This is a genomic window from Clostridium uliginosum, from assembly GCF_900112485.1.
GTDB lineage: Bacteria > Bacillota > Clostridia > Clostridiales > Clostridiaceae > Clostridium > Clostridium uliginosum.
In genome coordinates, this window is record NZ_FOMG01000003.1 from 185335 (window position 1) to 205487 (window position 20153).

Consider the following 20153-nt stretch of genomic DNA (forward strand, 5'->3'; position numbering starts at 1 on the left):
TATTTATTATAGAATAATAAACTAAGATTGTGAAAAAATAGATTAAGTATTAAATAAGGAGAAAATATTATGGATAAAAATAAAAATATATCTATGGCAGTTATAAAGAGATTACCCAAATATCATAGGTATCTTAATGAGCTTATGAAAAATGATGTAGATAGAATTTCTTCAAAGGAATTAGGAGAAAAAATAGGATTTACGGCATCTCAAATTAGACAAGATTTAAATTGCTTTGGAGATTTTGGTCAACAAGGATATGGATATAATGTTAGAGAATTATATATTCAAATTAATTCTATATTAGGACTGGATGAAGAATATAATGCTGTGTTGGTTGGAGCTGGAAATATAGGGCAAGCAATAGCTAATTATAGTAGATTTGATAAACTAGGAATTATGATTACAGCAATCTTTGATGCTAACCCTAAATTAGTAGGAATGAGAATTAGAGATATTGAAATTAGGGATATTGATGAGTTAGGCGAATTCTTACATTGTCAATCAATAGATATTGGAGTAATATGTGTTCCTAAGAAAAGTGCTCAAAAAGTCTCAGATGAATTAGTGCATGGAGGAATAAGAGGAATATGGAATTTTGCACCAATAGATTTGTGTGTTCCAGATGGAATTAAAGTAGAAAATGTTCATTTAAGTGAAAGTGTATCAACATTAATTTATCAATTACACCAACAATAATAGTCTTATAATTAATAATACTATTATTGTTAATTATAAGAATAGTATAAAAAATCTGTTAATATATAATATTTTATTGCAAATAATATGGTTAAGTATTATAATTTTAATTGAAGGAAGATAATTTCGATTATTTTTTTGACGTTAATTGTTAATATTATAACAATTAACTAAAAAGTACTTTGTTTTCAACGTTATAATTTGAAAGTACTTACATTAATTTCAAATATGCAAAGCATATGAAATATATACTTTGAAAAAGTTTGCATATTAAATTCCTAAGGTGATAAATTTATTAATCAATATGTGGTTGAAATAAATTTAATTAATGAAAGAATGTAATTTTATTAATTATTAATTTATAAATAAAGAATTAAGTTTAAAGGAGGACTATAATCATGGAATTAAAAAATGTGATTCTTGAAAAAGAAGGACATTTAGCTATTGTAACAATCAATAGACCAAAAGCTTTAAATGCATTGAACTCAGAAACATTAACAGATTTAAATTGTGTATTAGAAGATTTAGAAAAAGATAGTAATGTATATGCAGTTATCTTAACTGGTGCTGGAGAAAAATCTTTTGTTGCTGGAGCAGATATTTCAGAAATGAAAGAGCTTAATGAACAACAAGGTAAAGAATTTGGAATATTAGGTAATAATGTTTTTAGAAGATTAGAAAATTTAGATAAACCAGTTATTGCAGCTGTATCAGGATTTGCACTTGGTGGTGGATGTGAATTAGCTATGTCATGTGATATAAGAATAGTTTCTGAAAAGGCGAAATTTGGCCAACCAGAAGCAGGACTTGGAATAACTCCAGGATTTGGTGGTACTCAAAGATTACCAAGAATAGTAGGACTTGGAAAAGCTAAAGAACTAATCTATACTTGTGATATCATCAAAGCTGATGAAGCACTTAGAATAGGATTAGCTAATAAAGTAGTTTCACTAGAAAACTTAATGGATGAAGCAAAAGCTATGGCAAATAAAATTATAGCTAACGCTCCTATTGCTGTTAAGCTTTGTAAGGATGCAATTAATAGAGGAATGCAAGTTGACATAGATAAAGCTGTGTTAATTGAAGCACAAGATTTTGGAAAGTGTTTTGCATCAGAAGATCAAACTGAAGGAATGACTGCATTCTTAGATAGAAGAGAAAAAAGCTTCAAGAACAAATAATCTTTTATAAAATATAAGTTGAAAATCTATTGCAGATTTATATATAATCAATCATCAATAGGGTGTAATCAATAAGGAGGGTAATTTAAATGAATTTCCAATTAACTAGAGAACAAGAATTAGTACAACAAATGGTTAGAGAATTCGCAGAAAACGAAGTAAAACCAATTGCTGCTGAAGTCGATGAAACTGAAAGATTCCCAATGGAAAACGTTCAAAAAATGGCTAAGCTAGGCATGATGGGTATCCCATTTGCTAAAGAATTTGGAGGTGCTGGTGGAGATGTTCTTTCATACATAATAACTGTTGAAGAATTATCAAAAGTATGTGCTACAACAGGTGTTATAGTTTCAGCTCATACTTCATTATGTGCATCAGTAATCAATGAACATGGTACTCCAGCTCAAAAAGAAAAATATTTACCAGAACTTTGCCAAGGCAAGAAAATTGGTGCTTTTGGTTTAACTGAACCAGGTGCTGGAACAGATGCTGCTGGACAACAAACAACAGCTGTATTAGACGGAGATCACTATGTATTAAACGGATCAAAAATCTTCATAACTAATGGTGGAGTTGCTGAAACTTTCATAATATTTGCTATGACAGATAAGAGTCAAGGAACTAAAGGAATCACTGGATTTATAGTAGAAAAGGATTTCCCAGGATTCTCAATAGGTAAACTTGAAGATAAGATGGGAATTAGAGGATCTTCAACTACTGAACTTGTAATGGTAGATTGTATAGTACCAAAAGAAAACATGATTGGAAAAGAAGGTAAGGGATTTGGTATAGCAATGAAGACTCTTGATGGAGGAAGAATTGGTATAGCAGCTCAAGCTTTAGGTATAGCAGAAGGTGCTTTTGAAGAAGCAGTTAACTACATGAAAGAAAGAAAACAATTCGGAAGAGCATTATCAGCACAACAAGGTTTACAATGGTATATTGCTGAAATGGACGTTAAGATAGAAGCTGCAAAACATTTAGTATATAAAGCTGCATGCAAGAAGCAAAACAAAGAACCATACACAGTTGATGCTGCAAGAGCTAAATTATTTGCCGCAGAAGTTGCAATGGAAGTTACAACTAAGGCAGTTCAAATCTTTGGTGGATATGGTTACACTAAGGATTATCCAGTAGAAAGAATGATGAGAGATGCTAAGATAACTGAAATTTATGAAGGAACTTCAGAAGTTCAAAAGATGGTTATCGCAGGAAGCATTTTAAGATAGGAGGCTTTTATTAATGAATATAGTAGTTTGTGTAAAACAAGTTCCAGATACTACAGTTGTAAAGATTGATCCTAAAACAGGTACACTAATAAGAGATGGTGTTCCATCAATTATTAATCCAGAAGATAAGCATGCATTAGAAGGTGCATTACAATTAAAAGAAACTATTGGTGCAAAGGTAACAGTTGTTAGCATGGGTCTTCCAATGGCTAAGGCTGCATTAAGAGAAGCACTATGTATGGGAGCTGATGAAGCTATCCTTTTAACAGACAGAGCATTAGGTGGAGCGGATACTTTAGCTACTTCAAAAGCTTTAGCTGGAGTAATATCTAAGTTAGATTATGATTTAGTATTTGCTGGAAGACAAGCAATCGATGGAGATACTGCTCAAGTTGGACCAGAAATAGCTGAACATTTAAACATACCTCAAGTTACTTATGTTCAAGGCGTTGAAGTAAAAGAAGCAGGAACATTATTAGTAAATAGAGCATTAGAAGATGGATATGAAAAGATTGAAATAAAAACTCCATGTCTATTAACTGCAATTGAAGAATTAAATGAAGCAAGATATATGCATGTTTCAAATATATTCTCAACTAACGATGATCAAATCAAAGTTATGAGTGCAGACGATATAGATGTAGACAAGGCTGAATTAGGACTTAAAGGTTCACCTACTAAGGTTAAAAAGTCAATGACTAAGGAAGTTAAAGGAGCAGGCGAAGTTGTAAACAAGCCAGCTAAAGAAGCAGTAAGTTATGTGTTAGGCAAATTACAAGAGAAACACTACATCTAGGATAATAGGAGGGTAATTTATTATGAATATAACTGATTACAAAGGCGTTTGGGTCTTTGCAGAACAAAGAGAAGGCGAATTACAAAAAGTATCTTTAGAATTACTTGGTGAAGGTAGAAAGATAGCAGATAAATTAGGAGTTAAGTTAACAGCTTTATTACTAGGAAATAATATTCAAGGATTATCTAAAACATTAGCAGAACATGGTGCAGATGAAGTTTTAGTTGCAGATGATAAAAACTTAGAACACTATACTACTGATGCTTATACAAAAGTTATTTGCGATTTAGCAAATGATAGAAAACCAGGAATATTATTTATAGGAGCTACTTTCATTGGAAGAGATTTAGGTCCAAGAGTTGCAGCTAGATTATCAACTGGATTAACTGCTGACTGTACATCATTAGATGTTGAAGTTGCAGAAGGAGCTTTATTAGCTACTAGACCAGCATTTGGTGGTAACTTAATGGCTACAATTGCTTGTCCAGAACATAGACCACAAATGGCTACAGTAAGACCAGGAGTTTTCGGAAAAATCAACACTGACGGAAGTAACTGTAAAGTAGAAAAAGTTGAAGTTAAACTTTCTGATAGTGATGTTAGAACTAAGGTTATAGAAATAATTAAGGCACACAAAGATGTTGTAGATATTTCAGAAGCTAAGGTATTAGTAGCTGGTGGTAGAGGAATGGGTTCAAAAGAAAACTTTGCACTACTAGCAGAATTAGCAGAAGCTTTAGAAGGAACTGTAGCTGGATCAAGAGCTGCCATTGATAATGGATGGATAGACAGAGATTACCAAGTTGGTCAAACTGGTAAGACAGTAAGACCATCAATCTATATAGCTTGCGGTATTTCAGGAGCTATTCAACACGTTGCTGGTATGCAAGACTCAGATATGATTATAGCAATAAACAAAGATGAAACTGCACCAATGATGAAAGTTGCAGATTACGCTATAGTTGGAGATGTTACTAAGGTTTTACCTGAATTAATAGCTCAAGCTAAAGCTATAAAGAGTGCTGAATAATTTAAATATTGCAGACTTTAATCCTTCATCAAAAGATTTATATTTTGATGAAGGATACTTATAAATAAAAAAATTTAAGGGGGAATAATTGATGAAAAAGATTTTTGTACTTGGTGCTGGAACAATGGGTGCTGGAATAGTTCAAGCGTTCGCACAACATGGTTATGAAGTAATTGTAAGAGATATAAAAGATGAATTTGTTGAAAGAGGAATAGCTGGAATCAACAAAGGTTTAACTAAGCAAGTTGCTAAAGGAAAGATGACTGAAGAAGTTAAAGAAGAAATTCTTTCAAGAATATCAGGAACAACTGATATGAAGTTAGCTGCTGACTGTGATTTAGTAGTGGAAGCTGCTATTGAAAACATGAAAATTAAGAGAGAAATATTTGCTGAATTAGATGGTATCTGTAAAGAATCAACTATATTAGCATCAAATACTTCTTCATTATCAATAACAGAAGTTGCTTCAGCTACAAAGAGAGCAGATAAGGTTATAGGAATGCATTTCTTTAACCCAGCTCCAGTAATGAAGTTAGTTGAAGTTATCAGAGGAATGGCTACATCACAAGAAACTTTTGATAAAGTTAAAGAATTATCAGTTGCTATTGAAAAGAACCCTGTAGAAGTTGCAGAAGCTCCAGGATTCGTAGTAAACAGAATTCTTATCCCAATGATTAATGAAGCTATCGGAATATATGCAGAAGGAATCGCTTCAGTTGAAGATATAGATACAGCTATGAAATATGGCGCTAATCACCCAATGGGACCTTTAGCATTAGGAGATCTTATTGGATTAGACGTTTGCTTAGCTATCATGGATGTTTTATATAATGAAACAGGAGATACTAAGTACAGAGCTCACAGCTTATTAAGAAAGTATGTAAGAGCTGGATGGTTAGGAAGAAAATCAGGAAAAGGATTCTACGATTATTCAAGATAATTGTAGGTGAAATAAAAACTCCCAAAAGCAATTTGCTTTTGGGAGTTTTTAACATTTTTAGAGTTTTTCTAAAAAAAGAAAGGTATTACCAATATGCTTGTAGAAATAGTATATGTAGTAATATAAATGTTATTAATAGTATTATATATTTTGAATTACAACAATTGTAAAGAATTACAGTAGTTATAAACAATTACTATTTTAATGAACAAAGTTTATTAAAACATATGTGTTACAAAAAAATATTTTAGGAGGGTTATTAAAATTATGATGAGATTTACATTGCCAAGAGATATCTATTATGGAAAAGGATCAATGGAACAATTAAAAAACATTAAAGGTGAAAGAGCAGTATTAGTACTTGGTGGCGGTTCAATGAAGAGATTTAGATTTGTTGATAAAGCTCTGTCATATTTAAAGGAAGCTGGTATAGAAGTAAAATTAATCGAAGGAATAGAACCAGATCCGTCAGTTGAAACAGTATTTAAAGGTGCTGAAGTAATGAAAGATTTTAAACCTGATTGGATTATAGCTATGGGTGGTGGATCTCCGATAGATGCAGCAAAAGCAATGTGGGTATTCTATGAGCATCCTGAAAAAACTTTTGATGATATCAAGGATCCATTTACAATACCAGAATTAAGAAGTAAAGCTAAATTTCTAGCAATTCCATCAACAAGTGGAACAGCAACAGAGGTAACAGCTTTTTCTGTAATTACAGATTATAAGACTGAAATAAAGTATCCTTTAGCAGATTTTAATATAACTCCAGATGTGGCTATAGTAGATTCAGAGTTAGCTGAAACAATGCCAGCAAAGTTAACAGCCCATACAGGAATGGATGCGTTAACTCACGCGATTGAAGCTTATGTAGCAACATTACATTCACCATTTAGTGATCCTTTAGCTGTACAAGCTATTGAAATGATTAATGAATTTCTAATTAAGTCATATGAAGGAGATATTGATGCAAGAGAACAAATGCATTATGCTCAATGTTTAGCAGGAATGGCGTTCTCTAATGCATTGTTAGGAATAAGTCATAGTATGGCTCATAAAACAGGAGCAGTATTCCATATTCCTCATGGATGTGCAAATGCTATATATTTACCACATGTAATAAAGTTTAACAAGAAAACATGTGCAGATAGATATGCAAAAATAGCAAAACAACTTGGCTTAGCTGGAAGTAATAATGATGAATTAGTTGAATCATTAATAAACTTAGTTAAAGAATTAAATAAGAAAATGTCAATACCAGGTACATTAAAAGAATATGGTATTGATGAAAAAGAATTTAATTCAAAGGTTGACTTAATTTCAGAAAGAGCACTTCAAGATGCTTGTACTGGATCTAATCCAAGACAATTAAATAAGGATGAGATGAAGAAAATATTTGAATGCGCATATTATGGAAGAGAAATCGATTTTTAATTTAATATAAATTATTTTTTTTAATAGGTCTAAAAGGTTTCAGTAAGTTATTACTGGAACCTTTTTTATATCATATTTGTTCATGTCATAATTTTATATATGGTATAAAGTATTTATTTTAATTATGTCATGCTTAATAAGTTATGGACTAATAAACAAAGTGATATAATATATTAAGAAAGAATTATTTTTAGTAAAGTGGGTGTCAAGATGTTAAAAGAAATGGTGAAAAAATATTGGAATGATGAATATGATTTAAATTGTGCTGAATGTTTAATTTATGCGGCCAATGAAGAATATGATTTAAAACTATCACATGAAACGTTGAAAACAATGGCAGCCTTTGGCGGTGGGATGGCAGTTGGAGATGTATGTGGAGTAATATCTGGGTCAATAGCAGTGATTGGAATTATGTTTACAGAAGTAAGTGGACATAAGACTCCAGCTGTTAGAGATATGACTAGAGAATTCATAAAAATATTTAAAGAAAGACTTGGTAGTAATAATTGCATTGAATTAAGGAAACAATATAGAAAGTCTGAAGATGGTTGTATAGTAATGGTAGAAACAGCATCAGAAGTGTTAGAGAAAATTATTCAAAAAGGAAAAGGATGGTAGTATGGATTATAATAAAATCGAAGTTTTTGAAAATTATATAGTTATTAAAGAAGTTAAGAATTTTAAGCTAAAACAAATATTTGAATGTGGTCAAATTTTTAGATTTGAAGAAATAGCAGAAGATAACTTTATTGTTATTGCCTTTGGAAAATTAATAGAACTAAAAGCTGATGGAAACAATATAATAATTTATAATACTTCTGAAGAAGATTTTAATAATATTTGGTTAAATTATTTTGATTTAAAAAGAGATTATTCAGCTGTAAAGAAAGAATTATCAAAAGATAATTTACTTAGACAAAGTATTGAATTTGGATATGGGGTTAGAGTTTTAAATCAAGATCCATTTGAAATACTGATTAGTTTTATTATTTCAGCAAGAAATAATATTCCATCAATAAAAAAGACTGTAAATAAAATATCAACTAAATGGGGAAATAAAATTGATTTTAAAGGAAATACTTATTATGCATTCCCAACAATAGATCAAATAAAAGATGCTACTTTAGAAGAAATCCAAGAAACAGGAGCTTCATTTAGAAGTAAATACATAATAGATACGATTCAAAATTTATATAGTGCAACAAAAGAAATACAATGTTTAGATAACAATGAGGAAAAATCTTTTATGAAATATGACTTAAATTATATCAAAAGTTTAAATGATGATGAATGTCACATAGCTCTTCAAGAGTTTAAAGGAGTTGGTGCAAAAGTAGCTGATTGTATAATGTTGTTTTCTATGGGGAAATCTTCAGCGTTTCCGGTAGATGTATGGGTAAAACGCGCTATGATACATTTTTATGGAGCAGAAGAGGGATCATTAAATAAGATTAGGATTTTTGGAAGAAATAAGTTTGGAGATTTATCTGGTTTTGCGCAACAATATTTATTTTATTATGCAAGAGAAAATAATATAAAAGTATAAATTATAATATATCTTATGAATAATTAATGACTAATAACAATAAGTATAATAGATTTAATTTTAAAAGTTCAACTCACAGTTTATTAAGTTGTATTTGTTTAAATTAAATTCAGAAAATTAGAACAATATCATTATTACTATAATTATATTATTAATATGATATAATTATTTCATCATGACAAGTATAAAACAATAAATTTGGTGGGAGAGTGTAAAGAGATGTTCAAATTTGAAAATCAACTTGTAAAATTAAAACATGATGTATTAACTAACATTGTTAAATTAGCGAAAGAAGATAAAGTAACCAAAGAGGAACTACAAAAAATACCATATGATATGATTAAGGGAGAAGAACCTACATATAGAGATAGTGTTGTGCGCGAAAGAAATATATTATTAGAAAGATCAAAATTAGCTGCAGGATTTTTCCCAAATGGCGAAAATGCAGATGAATTAATTGATATAGAAGAAGAAAAACAAATATTGTATGTTATAAAGAATGCCTGTGACATGTGTCCAACAAAGAAGTTTGAAGTTACTGATGCATGTAGAAATTGTATAGCTCATAAATGTCAAAGTGTGTGTAATTTTGGCGCTATTACTTATGTTAATGGTAAAGCACATATTGATCCAGACAAATGCAAAGAATGTGGAATGTGTAAAAAGGCATGTCCTTATGATGCTATAGCAGAAGATATGAGACCTTGTAAAAAGTCTTGTCCAACAGGTGCATTGGATATAAATGAAGATAAAAGAGCTATGATAAAGGAAGATAAATGTGTTAATTGTGGAGCTTGTATGGCAGCATGTCCGTTTGGAGCTATAGAAGATAAGAGCTCATTGGTTAAAGTTGTAAAGCAAATAACTAGCGAACAAAAGGTATATGCAGTAGTTGCACCAGCAATAACTGGACAATTTGGAATGAAGACAACTTATGGACAAGTTAAGAATGCAATTAAAGCAATAGGATTTACTGACATGATTGAAGCAGCTTGTGGAGCTGATGCTGTTACCGTACATGAAAGTAATGAATTTGTAGAAAGAATGGAGAATGGTGATCCATACATGACAAATTCATGTTGTCCAGGATTTCTAAGTTACATCGAAAAAATAGTGCCAGATCAAGCAGTAAGGATATCAGGAACTGTTTCACCAATGGTTGCAACAGCACGATATATAAAAGCTAATGATAAAGATGCAAAAGTAATATTTGTAGGACCATGTACTGCTAAAAAGACAGAAGCATTAAGAGAATCAATAAAGGATGCGGTTGATTATGTATTAACTTTTGAAGAATTATTAGCTTTATTTGAGGGATTTGGTATAGACCCTAATGATTGTGATGATATAGTTGTTGATCAAGCTTCAATATTTGCTAGAGGATTTGGTGCTGGTGGTGGATTAACTGGTGCTATAGAAAATTATGTTAAAGATAAAGGCATTGAAGCAGACTTTAAACCTATTAAAGTTTCTGGTGGGGCTGAGATAAAGAAAACTATGACTATGGCTAAAATAGGAAAGTTACAAGGAAACTTTATTGAAGGTATGATGTGTGAAGGTGGATGTATTAATGGAGCTGCTAAAATTGCACCAGCAATTAAGGCTAAGGCACCATTTACAAAAATTAATCAACAATCAACAATGAAGACAGTTTTATCAAATGAAAAAATAAAGGAATATGAAGATATAAATTTAGAAAGATAAGTTTAAATATACTTAGGAACATGCAAGAAAATAAAGAGGTCGGTTTTACGACCTCTTTATTTTATAAAAGAATAGATACAATAATAATTAATTAGCATATGGAAAAATAAATATAAAAATATTAATGCTTTTACACTTTGATCTATAAAAAAGTGTATTATTACATTAGAGTTAAATCTAAAGAGGAGATTGAATATGAAAATTTTAGTAGTAGATGATGAAGAGAGCATATTAAATTTAGTAAAAATCAATCTTATGTTTGAAAATTATGAAGTAATAACTGCTGAGTGTGGAGTTGATGCTATAAATTTATTTAAAAATGAATCACCTGATTTAGTTGTATTAGATTTAATGCTTCCAGATAAAGATGGTTTTGAAGTTATACATGAAATCCAAAGATTGAATAGTGAAATCCCAATTATTATTCTTAGTGCAAAAGATCAATTAAATAATAAATTATTAGGGCTTCAACTGGGGGCAGATGATTATATAACAAAACCTTTTGATAGTAGAGAATTAATCTTAAGAATAAGGGTTATATCAAGAAGAATAAATAAAGCTAAGATTATAAGTGATATGGAAAAAAATAAAAAAAATAGTGATGTTATAGAAAAGGACTTCATAAAAATAATAATACCAGAAAGGCGAGTCTTTGTTGATTCATGTGAAATCATTTTCACTCATATAGAATTTGAGATAATACTTTTAATGGTAGAAAATTCATATAAAGTTTTTACAAGGGAAGAGCTTTTAGATAAAATATGGGGATATGATTTTTCTGGAAATACAAGAGCTGTGGATATTCATATTAAAAGAATTAGAAATAAGTTATTATTACATGAAGATTCAATTAAAACTATATATGGAGTAGGATATAGATTCGAGGTATAATATTATGAAATTTGGAATCAAAAGAAAGATATTACTCATGAACATTACTGTTTTAGTAATAGCTATAGTGGGAATATATGTAGTAACAATATATAATTTATATAGTAGAATTATTAATAATTCTATAGATATGCTTAAAAAAGAAAGCTATAGTAGCCAAGCTTTTGTTATGAATTATTTACAAAATGAAGATGATATTCATGTAGAAAAGGTTTTAAACGAAATGAGTCCTTTTATTGCTACCTACTTAGCTAATAACTGTAAAGTAAGAGTACAATTATACAATAATGCTTCACTAATAGGAGATTCTGAAAATTATCCGGATATAAAAAGAGATGAAGATGTACTTATGTCATTAAAGGGAACTAAATCATACATAATAAAAAAGGTTGAAAGTGATTCATATATACTATTTTCAAACCCTATCTATTATAATGATAGCACTATTGGATGTATAAGATATGTTTATAAGCTAGATAAAGAAAACGATATTATAATGAATACTATTGTAAGTATGACTTTTTTTGCTATAATTTCAATTTTATTTTCTACTATTATGAGTAACACATTTTCAAATAGAATAGTAAGACCTGTAGTTAGTTTAAAGGATATTGCAAGGACGGTTTCTTATGGCGATTTTTCAAAGAAGATTGATATAAATAGTGGAGATGAAATAGAGGATTTAGCTAAATCATTTAATATAATGTCTAATAATATAGAAAATATGATTGATAAACTAAAAGAAGAAAAGAAAAATCAAAAGAGATTTTTAGATAATGTTACTCACGAATTTAAAACACCGTTAGCTGCTATTCTTGGATATTCTGATTTGCTTTTAAGAGTAGAAAATAAGAAGGATACAGAACAATGCGTTACATATATAACAAAAAGTAGCAATAGACTATTGAAACTTGTAGAACAATTATTAGAATTATCAAGACTTAATAAAAATGAGTTAGAAATAAAAAAAGAAAATGTAGATATTAAATCTATAGTTGAAAATTCTGTAATGACTTTATATCCTAGAATGAAGAAATTTGGAATAGAAGTTCAAGTGAATTTGGTTTCTAAAAATATTAATATGGATAAGGAAAAAACTGAACAAGTACTACTTAATATATTAGATAATGCAATTAAGTATAGTGAGTGTAGCGAAATAACTATAAGTATGAATTTTAATAAAGATGATGTAAAGATATATATTTCTGATAATGGACAAGGCATTCCAAAAGAAGATTTGAAAAATATATTTAAGAATTTTTATACAGCTCATAAAAGTTTGCAAAAAAAGTATGGTGGTAGTGGGCTTGGATTATCTATTTGTAAAGAAATTATGGAAAGACAATGTGGAAATATAGAAATAGAAAGTTTAAATGGAACAAAAGTTATATTAACATTTAAAAATACTTAAATAAATATAAAAACTAAATGTTATATTTTAAAAATAATTTATTTACATAATAAAGGGATGGTGAATTGCACCTATGACAAATTTTAAGTATAAAAAGATCATAAATATATGCATTATATTATTTATACTAATAGGAATCATGGGGGTTTATTTAAATAAAACCATGTACAACAAATTGGTTGTCATAGAGGATAAAGAGCAAGTATTACAATATTCATCTAATTCAATTCCTGTGAAGATAGACTTTTATAGTAAAAGGAGGGGGAAAGTTACTATAAGTTCTAGTAATATATTAAAAGAATTTTGGAGTATTGTTGATTCTATGCCAAGAAGCAAAAATTTTTATAATTCAAAAATAGAAAATTCCTCTAATGAAATTACTGGTACGATTTATTACCTAGATGGTAAAAAGGGTACATTATATTTAAATAATAACCTGAGAATAAATGATATTTACTACGGTGGAGATGATAGCTCAGCGTATACAAATAGACTGAGAAATTATATTAATAATATTTTTTGTACTCCATCAGTACTATCAGAACTTATAAATGATAAAAATAAGATAACAATTGTAGATATAGACAACAATACTAAAAAATGTGGAAGCAATGATAAGACTTTAATTAAAAATAAAGTTATGGAATTACAAAAAATAACTGATAATAAAAAATTAGAAAAAGCTATATCTGATAAGGGAAATTTAAATTATCATATTAGAATATATAGAGAAGATTTAGTTACAACTCCTGATAATTCATCAGAATATGAAAAAAATAGTTATGATATAATTAGTATTGATATTTATGAAAACGATTATGTAGTAATTAGAGATTATGGAGATGAAATAGTAAATTCTTTTTATATGCAAGGTAATTTAAATGATTTGTGTAATAACCTGTTTAATCAATAGACTTACATATGGAGGGAATTAGTATGTTCAAAAGGAAAATTAGTAAATTAGGAATAGGTATTTTACTTATAGTTTTTGTTTTTGTTGGGTGTTCAAATAGTTTATGTGATTCTGATAAACAGTTACCAAACCTTAAAGATGAAAATTTAGTTGTTTATGTTGCTTTTAATGAAGATGAGGCTAAAGTTTTACTGGAAGGCTTTAAGGAGAAAACAGGGTGCAACTATTCATTCTTAAGGTTTCCAACAGAAGAGGGCGCAGAAAAAATTATTAAAGAAGGAAATCTTGAAAAAGCTGATATATTTTTAGGAGGAACAGCAGATGCTGTTGAATCATTAAAAATGAATAACTGTTTAGACAAATATACACTTAAAGATTGTGATAGAATTCCTATGGAATATAGAGATAGTGAAGGATATTGGATAGGATTATATGTTGAAGCTCTTTCAATAGGTATAAATGAAGAAAGATGGAATAAAGAATTTAAAGATGTTAAGAAACCAACTACCATAGAAGACTTAGTTAATCCTAGATTTAAGGGTGAAATCGTTCTTCCTGATCCTAGAACTTCAGGTACTGGATATACTTTTTTATCATATTTAGTACAAACTATGGGTAAGGAAAAGGCTTTAGACTTTTTTAAAAAGCTGAAGAGTAATGTGGGACAGTTTACTGATAGTGGATTTACTCCAGCTAAAAAGGTAGGGGTAGGAGAGTATTTATTAACTGTTAATTTTACAAATCAACAGTTAATAGTAAAAAATTCGGGATTTAAAATAGAATCTATTGTTCCTCAAAGTACTGGATGGACTATATGTCCTGTAGCCAAAATAAAAAATGGTGCAAATGATAAAGCCGCAAAAGCGTTTATAAATTATTGTACAACTAAAGAGGCAGGAAATGCATTAAAGGATTTTTCAATGGCAGTTTCTACAATAAACGGTGTTAATAATCCTGATATAAAAAAGGACTTTGATTCATATAAAATAAGTAATGAATATTATTTTGATAAAGCGGCTAAGGATAAAAAAGAATTGTTAGAAGATTTGAAGGAAATAATGTAAGCGATATGGAATATAATTATCAATTATAGTAAAAAATAATTAATATATGATATTGTATTAAATTTTTATGATAATTTAGGGAGCTGAAAATAAATAACTAGTTAAAGATGACGCAAAATAGACAATCATATTGACTAATTATTTTTTGAAGCTTCCTTAGGTGTTAAATAATTATACAAGGTTTACAAAAAAAGTTCATCTAAATTAAAAAAATATGTTATATCTTAAATAGTAAGACATAAAAATGTGAACTAGATTAATTAGAACATATATATAATAATGTTTAAGCAACATAATTATTCAATAAATAAAAAATGAAAAATAAAGAAAAAATAAGCATTGAAGAGATAAATAGATATAATCAGTAATATTAAAGTAATAAAGCAATATAATATTAGAAAAAATATTTGAATTATATGGGCATAAAGGATATTATAATAATTGTATTAGCACTCAATGAAGATGAGTGCTAATACATAAAATAAAAATAAATAAATTAATATATAGGAGGGATTTTTTTATGAAAATCAAACCACTTGGAGAAAGAGTTGTAATTAAAAAGTTAGAAGCAGAAGAAAAAACTAAAAGCGGAATAGTTTTAACTGGAAGTGCAAAAGAAGTACCACAAGAAGCTGAGGTTGTAGCAGTAGGACCAGGATCTATTGTCGATGGAACTAGAATAGAAATGGAAGTTAAAATAGGAGATAAAGTTTTATATTCTAGATATGCTGGTACTGAGGTAAAGGTAGATGGAGAAGAGTATACTATATTAAAACAAGAAGATATATTAGCGATAGTTGAATAGGAGGGTGTTATAAATGGCTAAAATGTTAAAATTCGGAGAAGATTCAAGAAGATCTATGCAAGTTGGTGTAGATAAACTAGCAGATACAGTTAAGGTTACATTAGGACCTAAAGGAAGAAACGTTGTTTTAGATAAAAAATTTGGCTCACCATTAATTACAAATGATGGTGTTTCAATTGCAAGAGAAATAGAATTAGAAGATCCATATGAAAATATGGGAGCTCAATTAGTTAAAGAAGTTGCTACAAAGACTAATGATGTAGCTGGAGATGGTACTACAACAGCGACTTTGTTGGCTCAAGCTATAATAAGAGAAGGATTAAAAAATGTTACTGCTGGAGCTAATCCTATGTTGATTAGAAATGGTATTAAAATGGCAGTAGATAAAGCTGTTGAAGAAATTAAAAAGATATCTAAACCAGTAGAAGGAAAAGAAGATATAGCTAGAGTTGCTGCTATTTCAGCTTCTGATGAAGAAATTGGTAAGTTAATTGCAGATGCTATGGAAAAAGTAGGTAATGAGGGCGTTATTACAATAGAAGAATCAAAATCTATGGGAACAGAATTAGATGTAGTTGAAGGAATGCAATTTGATAGAGGATATGTATCACCTTACATGTCTACAGATACAGAAAAGATGGAAGCACTTTTAGATAATCCTTATATTTTAATAACTGATAAGAAAATTACAAATATTCAAGAAATATTACCAATACTTGAACAAATAGTTCAAGCCGGTAAGAAGTTATTAATTATTGCTGAAGACATTGAAGGGGAAGCAATGGCAACATTAGTTGTTAACAAATTAAGAGGAACATTTACTTGTGTAGCTGTAAAAGCACCAGGGTTTGGAGATAGAAGAAAAGAAATGTTACAAGATATTGCTGTATTAACAGGTGGAGTTGTTATAGCAGAAGAACTAGGAAGAGATTTAAAAGAAGTTACACTTGATATGCTAGGTCAAGCAGATAGTGTTAAGGTAACTAAAGAAAACACTGTTATAGTTAATGGAAAAGGTAACTCTTCAGATATAAAAGATAGAGTTAATCAAATAAAAACTCAATTAGATGAAACAACTTCAGAGTTCGATAAAGAAAAGTTACAAGAAAGATTAGCTAAACTTGCTGGTGGAGTTGCAGTAATCAAGGTTGGAGCTGCAACAGAAACAGAATTAAAAGAAAGAAAGCTTAGAATAGAAGATGCTTTAGCTGCAACTAAGGCTGCTGTTGAAGAAGGAATAGTACCAGGGGGCGGAACAGCTTATATTAATGCAATTAATGAAGTTGCAAAATTAACTTCAGACGTTGAAGATACACAACTTGGTATAAATATAATAGTAAAAGCTTTAGAAGAACCTGTAAGACAAATAGCAACTAATGCTGGAGCTGAAGGTTCAGTAATAATAGAAAAAGTTAAAAATAGTGAAGTTGGAATAGGATATGATGCTTTACATGGCCAATATGTTAATATGATAAAAACAGGTATTGTTGATCCAACTAAGGTTACAAGATCAGCTTTACAAAATGCAGCATCAGTATCATCAACATTCTTAACAACAGAAGCAGCAGTTGTTGATATTCCTCAAAAGGAATCTCCAATGCCAGCACCAGGAATGGGAATGGATGGAATGTATTAAAAACTAAGACACATAAAAGAAAATAACAAGTCAAAGATGCGATGTATATTTCGTGTCAGACAAGGAGGTAATATTAGTTCATAGTAGTCTATGGACTAATATTACCGATGAAGTATGACACGAAATAGACTAGCATACTGACTTGTTATTTTTTGAATGCACCTAAACAAAAAGCTACAATGAAGACCGCCAATATTGGCGGTCTTCTATTTTAGCTTTTTGTATGAAAAGTAAAAGATAATTAAATAGTATATATTTATTTTTATTATATCAATATAATAAATAGGTTTAAATCTTAAAAAATAGTTTCATAAAATGTATATAAAAAATTTAAATAGCAATAATTTAAATAGTAATAAAATAGGACTATGTTTTAGAATAGTGTTGATATTGTTATATTTTTTTGCTCGAGCTTACTCAGCGAATGAATATGAGTCGAGTTTCCTATATTCAATTTCTTAGCCCATTTTACAATATAGAATAATATCAACACGGTTTTAAAACAGCGTCTAAAATATAAAAGTTTGTAGGTGTTATATTGAGTAATAAAAAAGTATTAAATAAGTATAAAAAAGTTTCTATTAATAATAGAAATAAAAAGAAGGGATTCACATTGATAGAGTTAATAGCGGTAATGGCAATTATAGCTATTTTAGCAACAGCTATAATTCCTAGAGTAACTGGATATGTAAAAGAAGCTAAAAAAACTAAAGTTATAGACCAGTGCAGAAAGGTTATTATGGCAGTTGAATCTTATAATGTAAAGCAAAACTCTAATTTAGTTAACACTACAACTATTATGGTTGCTAAAGATACAAAAGGCATATCAAAATATTTAGTTGGCGTTAATTTAGTTAATTTAAATGATAATACTACAGTTCAAGATTGTTATGATATTTTAAATGGAGCTGAGTTTGATATTGAGAAAGATACAGAAAAATTAAAGGTTGGAAGTATAGAAAAGTTAAAGACTGCAAGTACAGAAAAAGTAAATATTGGAAATATAGAAACGAAGCAAGAAAGTAGTCAATAATAAAAGTATTCATAATTTCATTTTTTGCAACTTTAATTTCAAATTTATTGACTTTAAGTATTACATACATTATAATAGTTTTAATTCAAAGATAGAGCACATTAAAAACTCATATATCCTCTGAATATGGCAGGGAGTATCTACCGGAAACCTTAAATTTCCGACTATGAGTGAATTTAGTATAAGATATAAGATTAATTATATTGATATATTAACTTCACTTGGAAGGGTAATGTGTTTTTTTTATACATAAAATTAGCATGAAAAATGCAAGAAATAAATCAAAACAAATTATAAAATGAAAGAAATAATTCAAGGGGGAATTAATATGGCTAAAATAATTAAAACAGCATATACATTTGATGATGTATTATTAGTACCAAACAAATCAGAAATATTACCTAGAGAGGTAAGTGTAAAAACAAAATTAACTAAGAAAATATCATTAAACATACCTTTAATGAGTGCTGCTATGGATACAGTAACTGAATCTAAGATGGCTATTGCAGTTGCAAGAGAAGGTGGAATTGGAACTATTCATAAAAATATGACAATTGAACAACAAGCTAAAGAAGTTGATAAAGTTAAAAGACAAGAAAATGGAGTAATTACAGACCCAATATTCTTATCTAAAGATCATATATTGCAAGATGCAGAGGAGTTAATGGCTCAATATAGAATATCAGGAGTTCCTATTACTGAAAATGGTAAATTAGTTGGAATACTTACAAATAGAGATATAACTTTTGAAACTGATTTTCAAAAGAAAATATCAGATGTTATGACAAAAGAAAATTTAATTACAGCGCCAGAAAATACTTCAATTGAACAAGCAAAAGAAATATTAAAGAAGCATAAAATAGAAAAATTACCATTAATCGATGGAGAAGGTAACTTAAAGGGATTAATAACAATTAAAGATATTGAAAAAGCTAAACAATTTCCTAACGCAGCAAAAGATGAAAGAGGAAGATTGTTATGCGGAGCTACTGTTGGAGTTACAGGAGATATGATGGAAAGAGTTAGTGCATTAGTTAAGGCTAATGTCGATGTTGTTACTGTTGATACAGCTCATGGACATTCAAGAGGAGTCTTAGAGGCTGTTTCAAAAATAAAAACAACATATCCAGAGCTTCAAGTAATAGCAGGAAATGTTGCTACAGCAGAGGCAACAGAAGATTTAATTAAAGCTGGCGCAGATTGCGTTAAAGTTGGTATTGGACCAGGTTCAATTTGTACTACAAGAGTAGTTGCTGGAGTTGGAGTACCACAATTAACAGCTGTTATGGATTGTGCAGAAGTTGGAAGAAAGCATGGAGTTCCAATAATTGCTGATGGTGGACTTAAGTACTCAGGAGATGTAGTAAAAGCATTAGCAGCAGGGGCATCAGTTGCAATGATGGGATCATTGTTTGCAGGCTGTGAAGAAGCACCAGGGGAAATGGAAATATATCAAGGAAGAAGTTATAAAGTATATAGAGGAATGGGTTCTTTAGCAGCTATGGCATGCGGTTCTAAAGATAGATATTTCCAAGAAGGAAATAAAAAGTTAGTACCAGAAGGTGTTGAAGGAAGAGTAGCATATAAAGGATATGTTTCAGATACTATATTCCAACTATTAGGTGGTATTAAGTCTGGAATGGGCTATTTAGGATCAAAAGATTTAGATACATTATATGAAACAGCTAAATTTGTTGTTCAAACTGCATCTGGATTTAGAGAAAGTCATCCACATGATATAAACATAACTAAAGAAGCTCCAAATTATAGTGTAGGACAATAATAATTTCAAAATTTAGCATTTAAAATTTAAGGGTAAGTTTCAGTAAAACATAAATAAG

18 protein-coding genes and 1 riboswitch are annotated in these 20153 nt (G+C 29.4%); all 18 genes read left to right on the top strand.

Translation table 11 applies throughout. The features are described from left to right. Positions 1–69 precede the first annotated feature (69 nt). The 18 genes from BM027_RS03605 to guaB all read left to right on the top strand — a co-directional run bounded on the left by BM027_RS03605 (position 70) and on the right by guaB (position 20095). Complete coding sequence (locus BM027_RS03605; RefSeq protein WP_090088853.1) at positions 70–699, top strand: redox-sensing transcriptional repressor Rex; 630 nt, start codon at positions 70–72, stop codon at positions 697–699. Positions 700–1097: 398 nt separating this feature from the next. After that, positions 1098–1880: a short-chain-enoyl-CoA hydratase gene (locus BM027_RS03610; RefSeq protein WP_090088855.1), complete on the top strand. Its 783-nt coding sequence runs from the start codon at positions 1098–1100 to the stop codon at positions 1878–1880. Between the two features lie 89 nt (positions 1881–1969). Next, positions 1970–3109: an acyl-CoA dehydrogenase gene (locus BM027_RS03615; RefSeq protein ID WP_090088856.1), complete on the top strand. Its 1140-nt coding sequence runs from the start codon at positions 1970–1972 to the stop codon at positions 3107–3109. Positions 3110–3122: 13 nt separating this feature from the next. After that, positions 3123–3905 carry an electron transfer flavoprotein subunit beta/FixA family protein gene (locus BM027_RS03620; protein WP_090088858.1) on the top strand — a complete coding sequence of 261 codons (783 nt, stop codon included), beginning with the start codon at positions 3123–3125 and terminating at the stop codon, positions 3903–3905. A 22-nt stretch (positions 3906–3927) separates the two neighbouring features. Next, on the top strand, positions 3928–4935 hold the full coding sequence (locus tag BM027_RS03625) for an electron transfer flavoprotein subunit alpha/FixB family protein (protein WP_090088859.1): 1008 nt from the start codon (positions 3928–3930) through the stop codon (positions 4933–4935). A 91-nt stretch (positions 4936–5026) separates the two neighbouring features. After that, positions 5027–5875, top strand: a complete 849-nt coding sequence (locus BM027_RS03630; protein ID WP_090088860.1) for a 3-hydroxybutyryl-CoA dehydrogenase — start codon at positions 5027–5029, stop codon at positions 5873–5875. Positions 5876–6142: 267 nt separating this feature from the next. Next, a complete protein-coding gene (locus BM027_RS03635) occupies positions 6143–7309 on the top strand; it encodes an NADPH-dependent butanol dehydrogenase (protein ID WP_090088862.1) in 1167 nt (388 codons plus the stop codon). A gap of 210 nt (positions 7310–7519) precedes the next feature. Continuing rightward, on the top strand, positions 7520–7927 hold the full coding sequence (locus tag BM027_RS03640; protein WP_090088864.1) for a C-GCAxxG-C-C family (seleno)protein: 408 nt from the start codon (positions 7520–7522) through the stop codon (positions 7925–7927). Position 7928: 1 nt separating this feature from the next. Next, the gene (locus BM027_RS03645; protein WP_090088865.1) at positions 7929–8855 is read left to right on the top strand and encodes a DNA-3-methyladenine glycosylase family protein; all 927 of its coding nucleotides are present in this window, start codon (positions 7929–7931) and stop codon (positions 8853–8855) included. Positions 8856–9074: 219 nt separating this feature from the next. Then, on the top strand, positions 9075–10559 hold the full coding sequence (locus BM027_RS03650) for a 4Fe-4S dicluster domain-containing protein (protein WP_090088867.1): 1485 nt from the start codon (positions 9075–9077) through the stop codon (positions 10557–10559). 195 nt (positions 10560–10754) lie between these two features. Next, the gene (locus tag BM027_RS03655; protein ID WP_090088869.1) at positions 10755–11450 is read left to right on the top strand and encodes a response regulator transcription factor; all 696 of its coding nucleotides are present in this window, start codon (positions 10755–10757) and stop codon (positions 11448–11450) included. A gap of 4 nt (positions 11451–11454) precedes the next feature. After that, complete coding sequence (locus BM027_RS03660; RefSeq protein ID WP_090088870.1) at positions 11455–12861, top strand: sensor histidine kinase; 1407 nt, start codon at positions 11455–11457, stop codon at positions 12859–12861. A 73-nt stretch (positions 12862–12934) separates the two neighbouring features. Continuing rightward, a complete protein-coding gene (locus BM027_RS03665) occupies positions 12935–13774 on the top strand; it encodes a DUF3919 family protein (protein ID WP_090088872.1) in 840 nt (279 codons plus the stop codon). A gap of 23 nt (positions 13775–13797) precedes the next feature. After that, the gene (locus tag BM027_RS03670) at positions 13798–14838 is read left to right on the top strand and encodes an ABC transporter substrate-binding protein (protein ID WP_090088874.1); all 1041 of its coding nucleotides are present in this window, start codon (positions 13798–13800) and stop codon (positions 14836–14838) included. A gap of 520 nt (positions 14839–15358) precedes the next feature. Continuing rightward, positions 15359–15643 (top strand): co-chaperone GroES, encoded by a 285-nt coding sequence (gene groES / locus BM027_RS03675; RefSeq protein ID WP_090088876.1) that lies wholly within the window; start codon positions 15359–15361, stop codon positions 15641–15643. 13 nt (positions 15644–15656) lie between these two features. Next, entirely contained in the window at positions 15657–17279 is a 1623-nt protein-coding gene (groL, locus tag BM027_RS03680; protein ID WP_090088878.1) for a chaperonin GroEL, read from the top strand. A 538-nt stretch (positions 17280–17817) separates the two neighbouring features. Next, positions 17818–18312 carry a type II secretion system protein gene (locus BM027_RS03685; RefSeq protein ID WP_341465518.1) on the top strand — a complete coding sequence of 165 codons (495 nt, stop codon included), beginning with the start codon at positions 17818–17820 and terminating at the stop codon, positions 18310–18312. Between the two features lie 89 nt (positions 18313–18401). Continuing rightward, a riboswitch (purine riboswitch) is annotated at positions 18402–18499 on the top strand. Between the two features lie 141 nt (positions 18500–18640). Next, positions 18641–20095: an IMP dehydrogenase gene (gene guaB, locus BM027_RS03690; protein WP_090088879.1), complete on the top strand. Its 1455-nt coding sequence runs from the start codon at positions 18641–18643 to the stop codon at positions 20093–20095. The last annotated feature ends 58 nt before the right edge of the window (positions 20096–20153 follow it).

Bases quoted from the DNA above. Each gene is read 5' to 3' on its own strand.
- BM027_RS03610 (WP_090088855.1), top strand. From the start codon at position 1,098: ATGGAATTAAAAAATGTGATTCTTGAAAAAGAAGGACATTTAGCTATT.
- BM027_RS03640 (WP_090088864.1), top strand. From the start codon at position 7,520: ATGTTAAAAGAAATGGTGAAAAAATATTGGAATGATGAATATGATTTA.
- BM027_RS03620 (WP_090088858.1), top strand. From the start codon at position 3,123: ATGAATATAGTAGTTTGTGTAAAACAAGTTCCAGATACTACAGTTGTA.
- BM027_RS03665 (WP_090088872.1), top strand. From the start codon at position 12,935: ATGACAAATTTTAAGTATAAAAAGATCATAAATATATGCATTATATTA.
- BM027_RS03660 (WP_090088870.1), top strand. From the start codon at position 11,455: ATGAAATTTGGAATCAAAAGAAAGATATTACTCATGAACATTACTGTT.
- BM027_RS03650 (WP_090088867.1), top strand. From the start codon at position 9,075: ATGTTCAAATTTGAAAATCAACTTGTAAAATTAAAACATGATGTATTA.
- groL (WP_090088878.1), top strand. From the start codon at position 15,657: ATGGCTAAAATGTTAAAATTCGGAGAAGATTCAAGAAGATCTATGCAA.
- BM027_RS03615 (WP_090088856.1), top strand. From the start codon at position 1,970: ATGAATTTCCAATTAACTAGAGAACAAGAATTAGTACAACAAATGGTT.
- BM027_RS03605 (WP_090088853.1), top strand. From the start codon at position 70: ATGGATAAAAATAAAAATATATCTATGGCAGTTATAAAGAGATTACCC.
- BM027_RS03630 (WP_090088860.1), top strand. From the start codon at position 5,027: ATGAAAAAGATTTTTGTACTTGGTGCTGGAACAATGGGTGCTGGAATA.
- BM027_RS03670 (WP_090088874.1), top strand. From the start codon at position 13,798: ATGTTCAAAAGGAAAATTAGTAAATTAGGAATAGGTATTTTACTTATA.
- BM027_RS03645 (WP_090088865.1), top strand. From the start codon at position 7,929: ATGGATTATAATAAAATCGAAGTTTTTGAAAATTATATAGTTATTAAA.
- BM027_RS03625 (WP_090088859.1), top strand. From the start codon at position 3,928: ATGAATATAACTGATTACAAAGGCGTTTGGGTCTTTGCAGAACAAAGA.
- groES (WP_090088876.1), top strand. From the start codon at position 15,359: ATGAAAATCAAACCACTTGGAGAAAGAGTTGTAATTAAAAAGTTAGAA.
- BM027_RS03635 (WP_090088862.1), top strand. From the start codon at position 6,143: ATGATGAGATTTACATTGCCAAGAGATATCTATTATGGAAAAGGATCA.
- guaB (WP_090088879.1), top strand. From the start codon at position 18,641: ATGGCTAAAATAATTAAAACAGCATATACATTTGATGATGTATTATTA.
- BM027_RS03655 (WP_090088869.1), top strand. From the start codon at position 10,755: ATGAAAATTTTAGTAGTAGATGATGAAGAGAGCATATTAAATTTAGTA.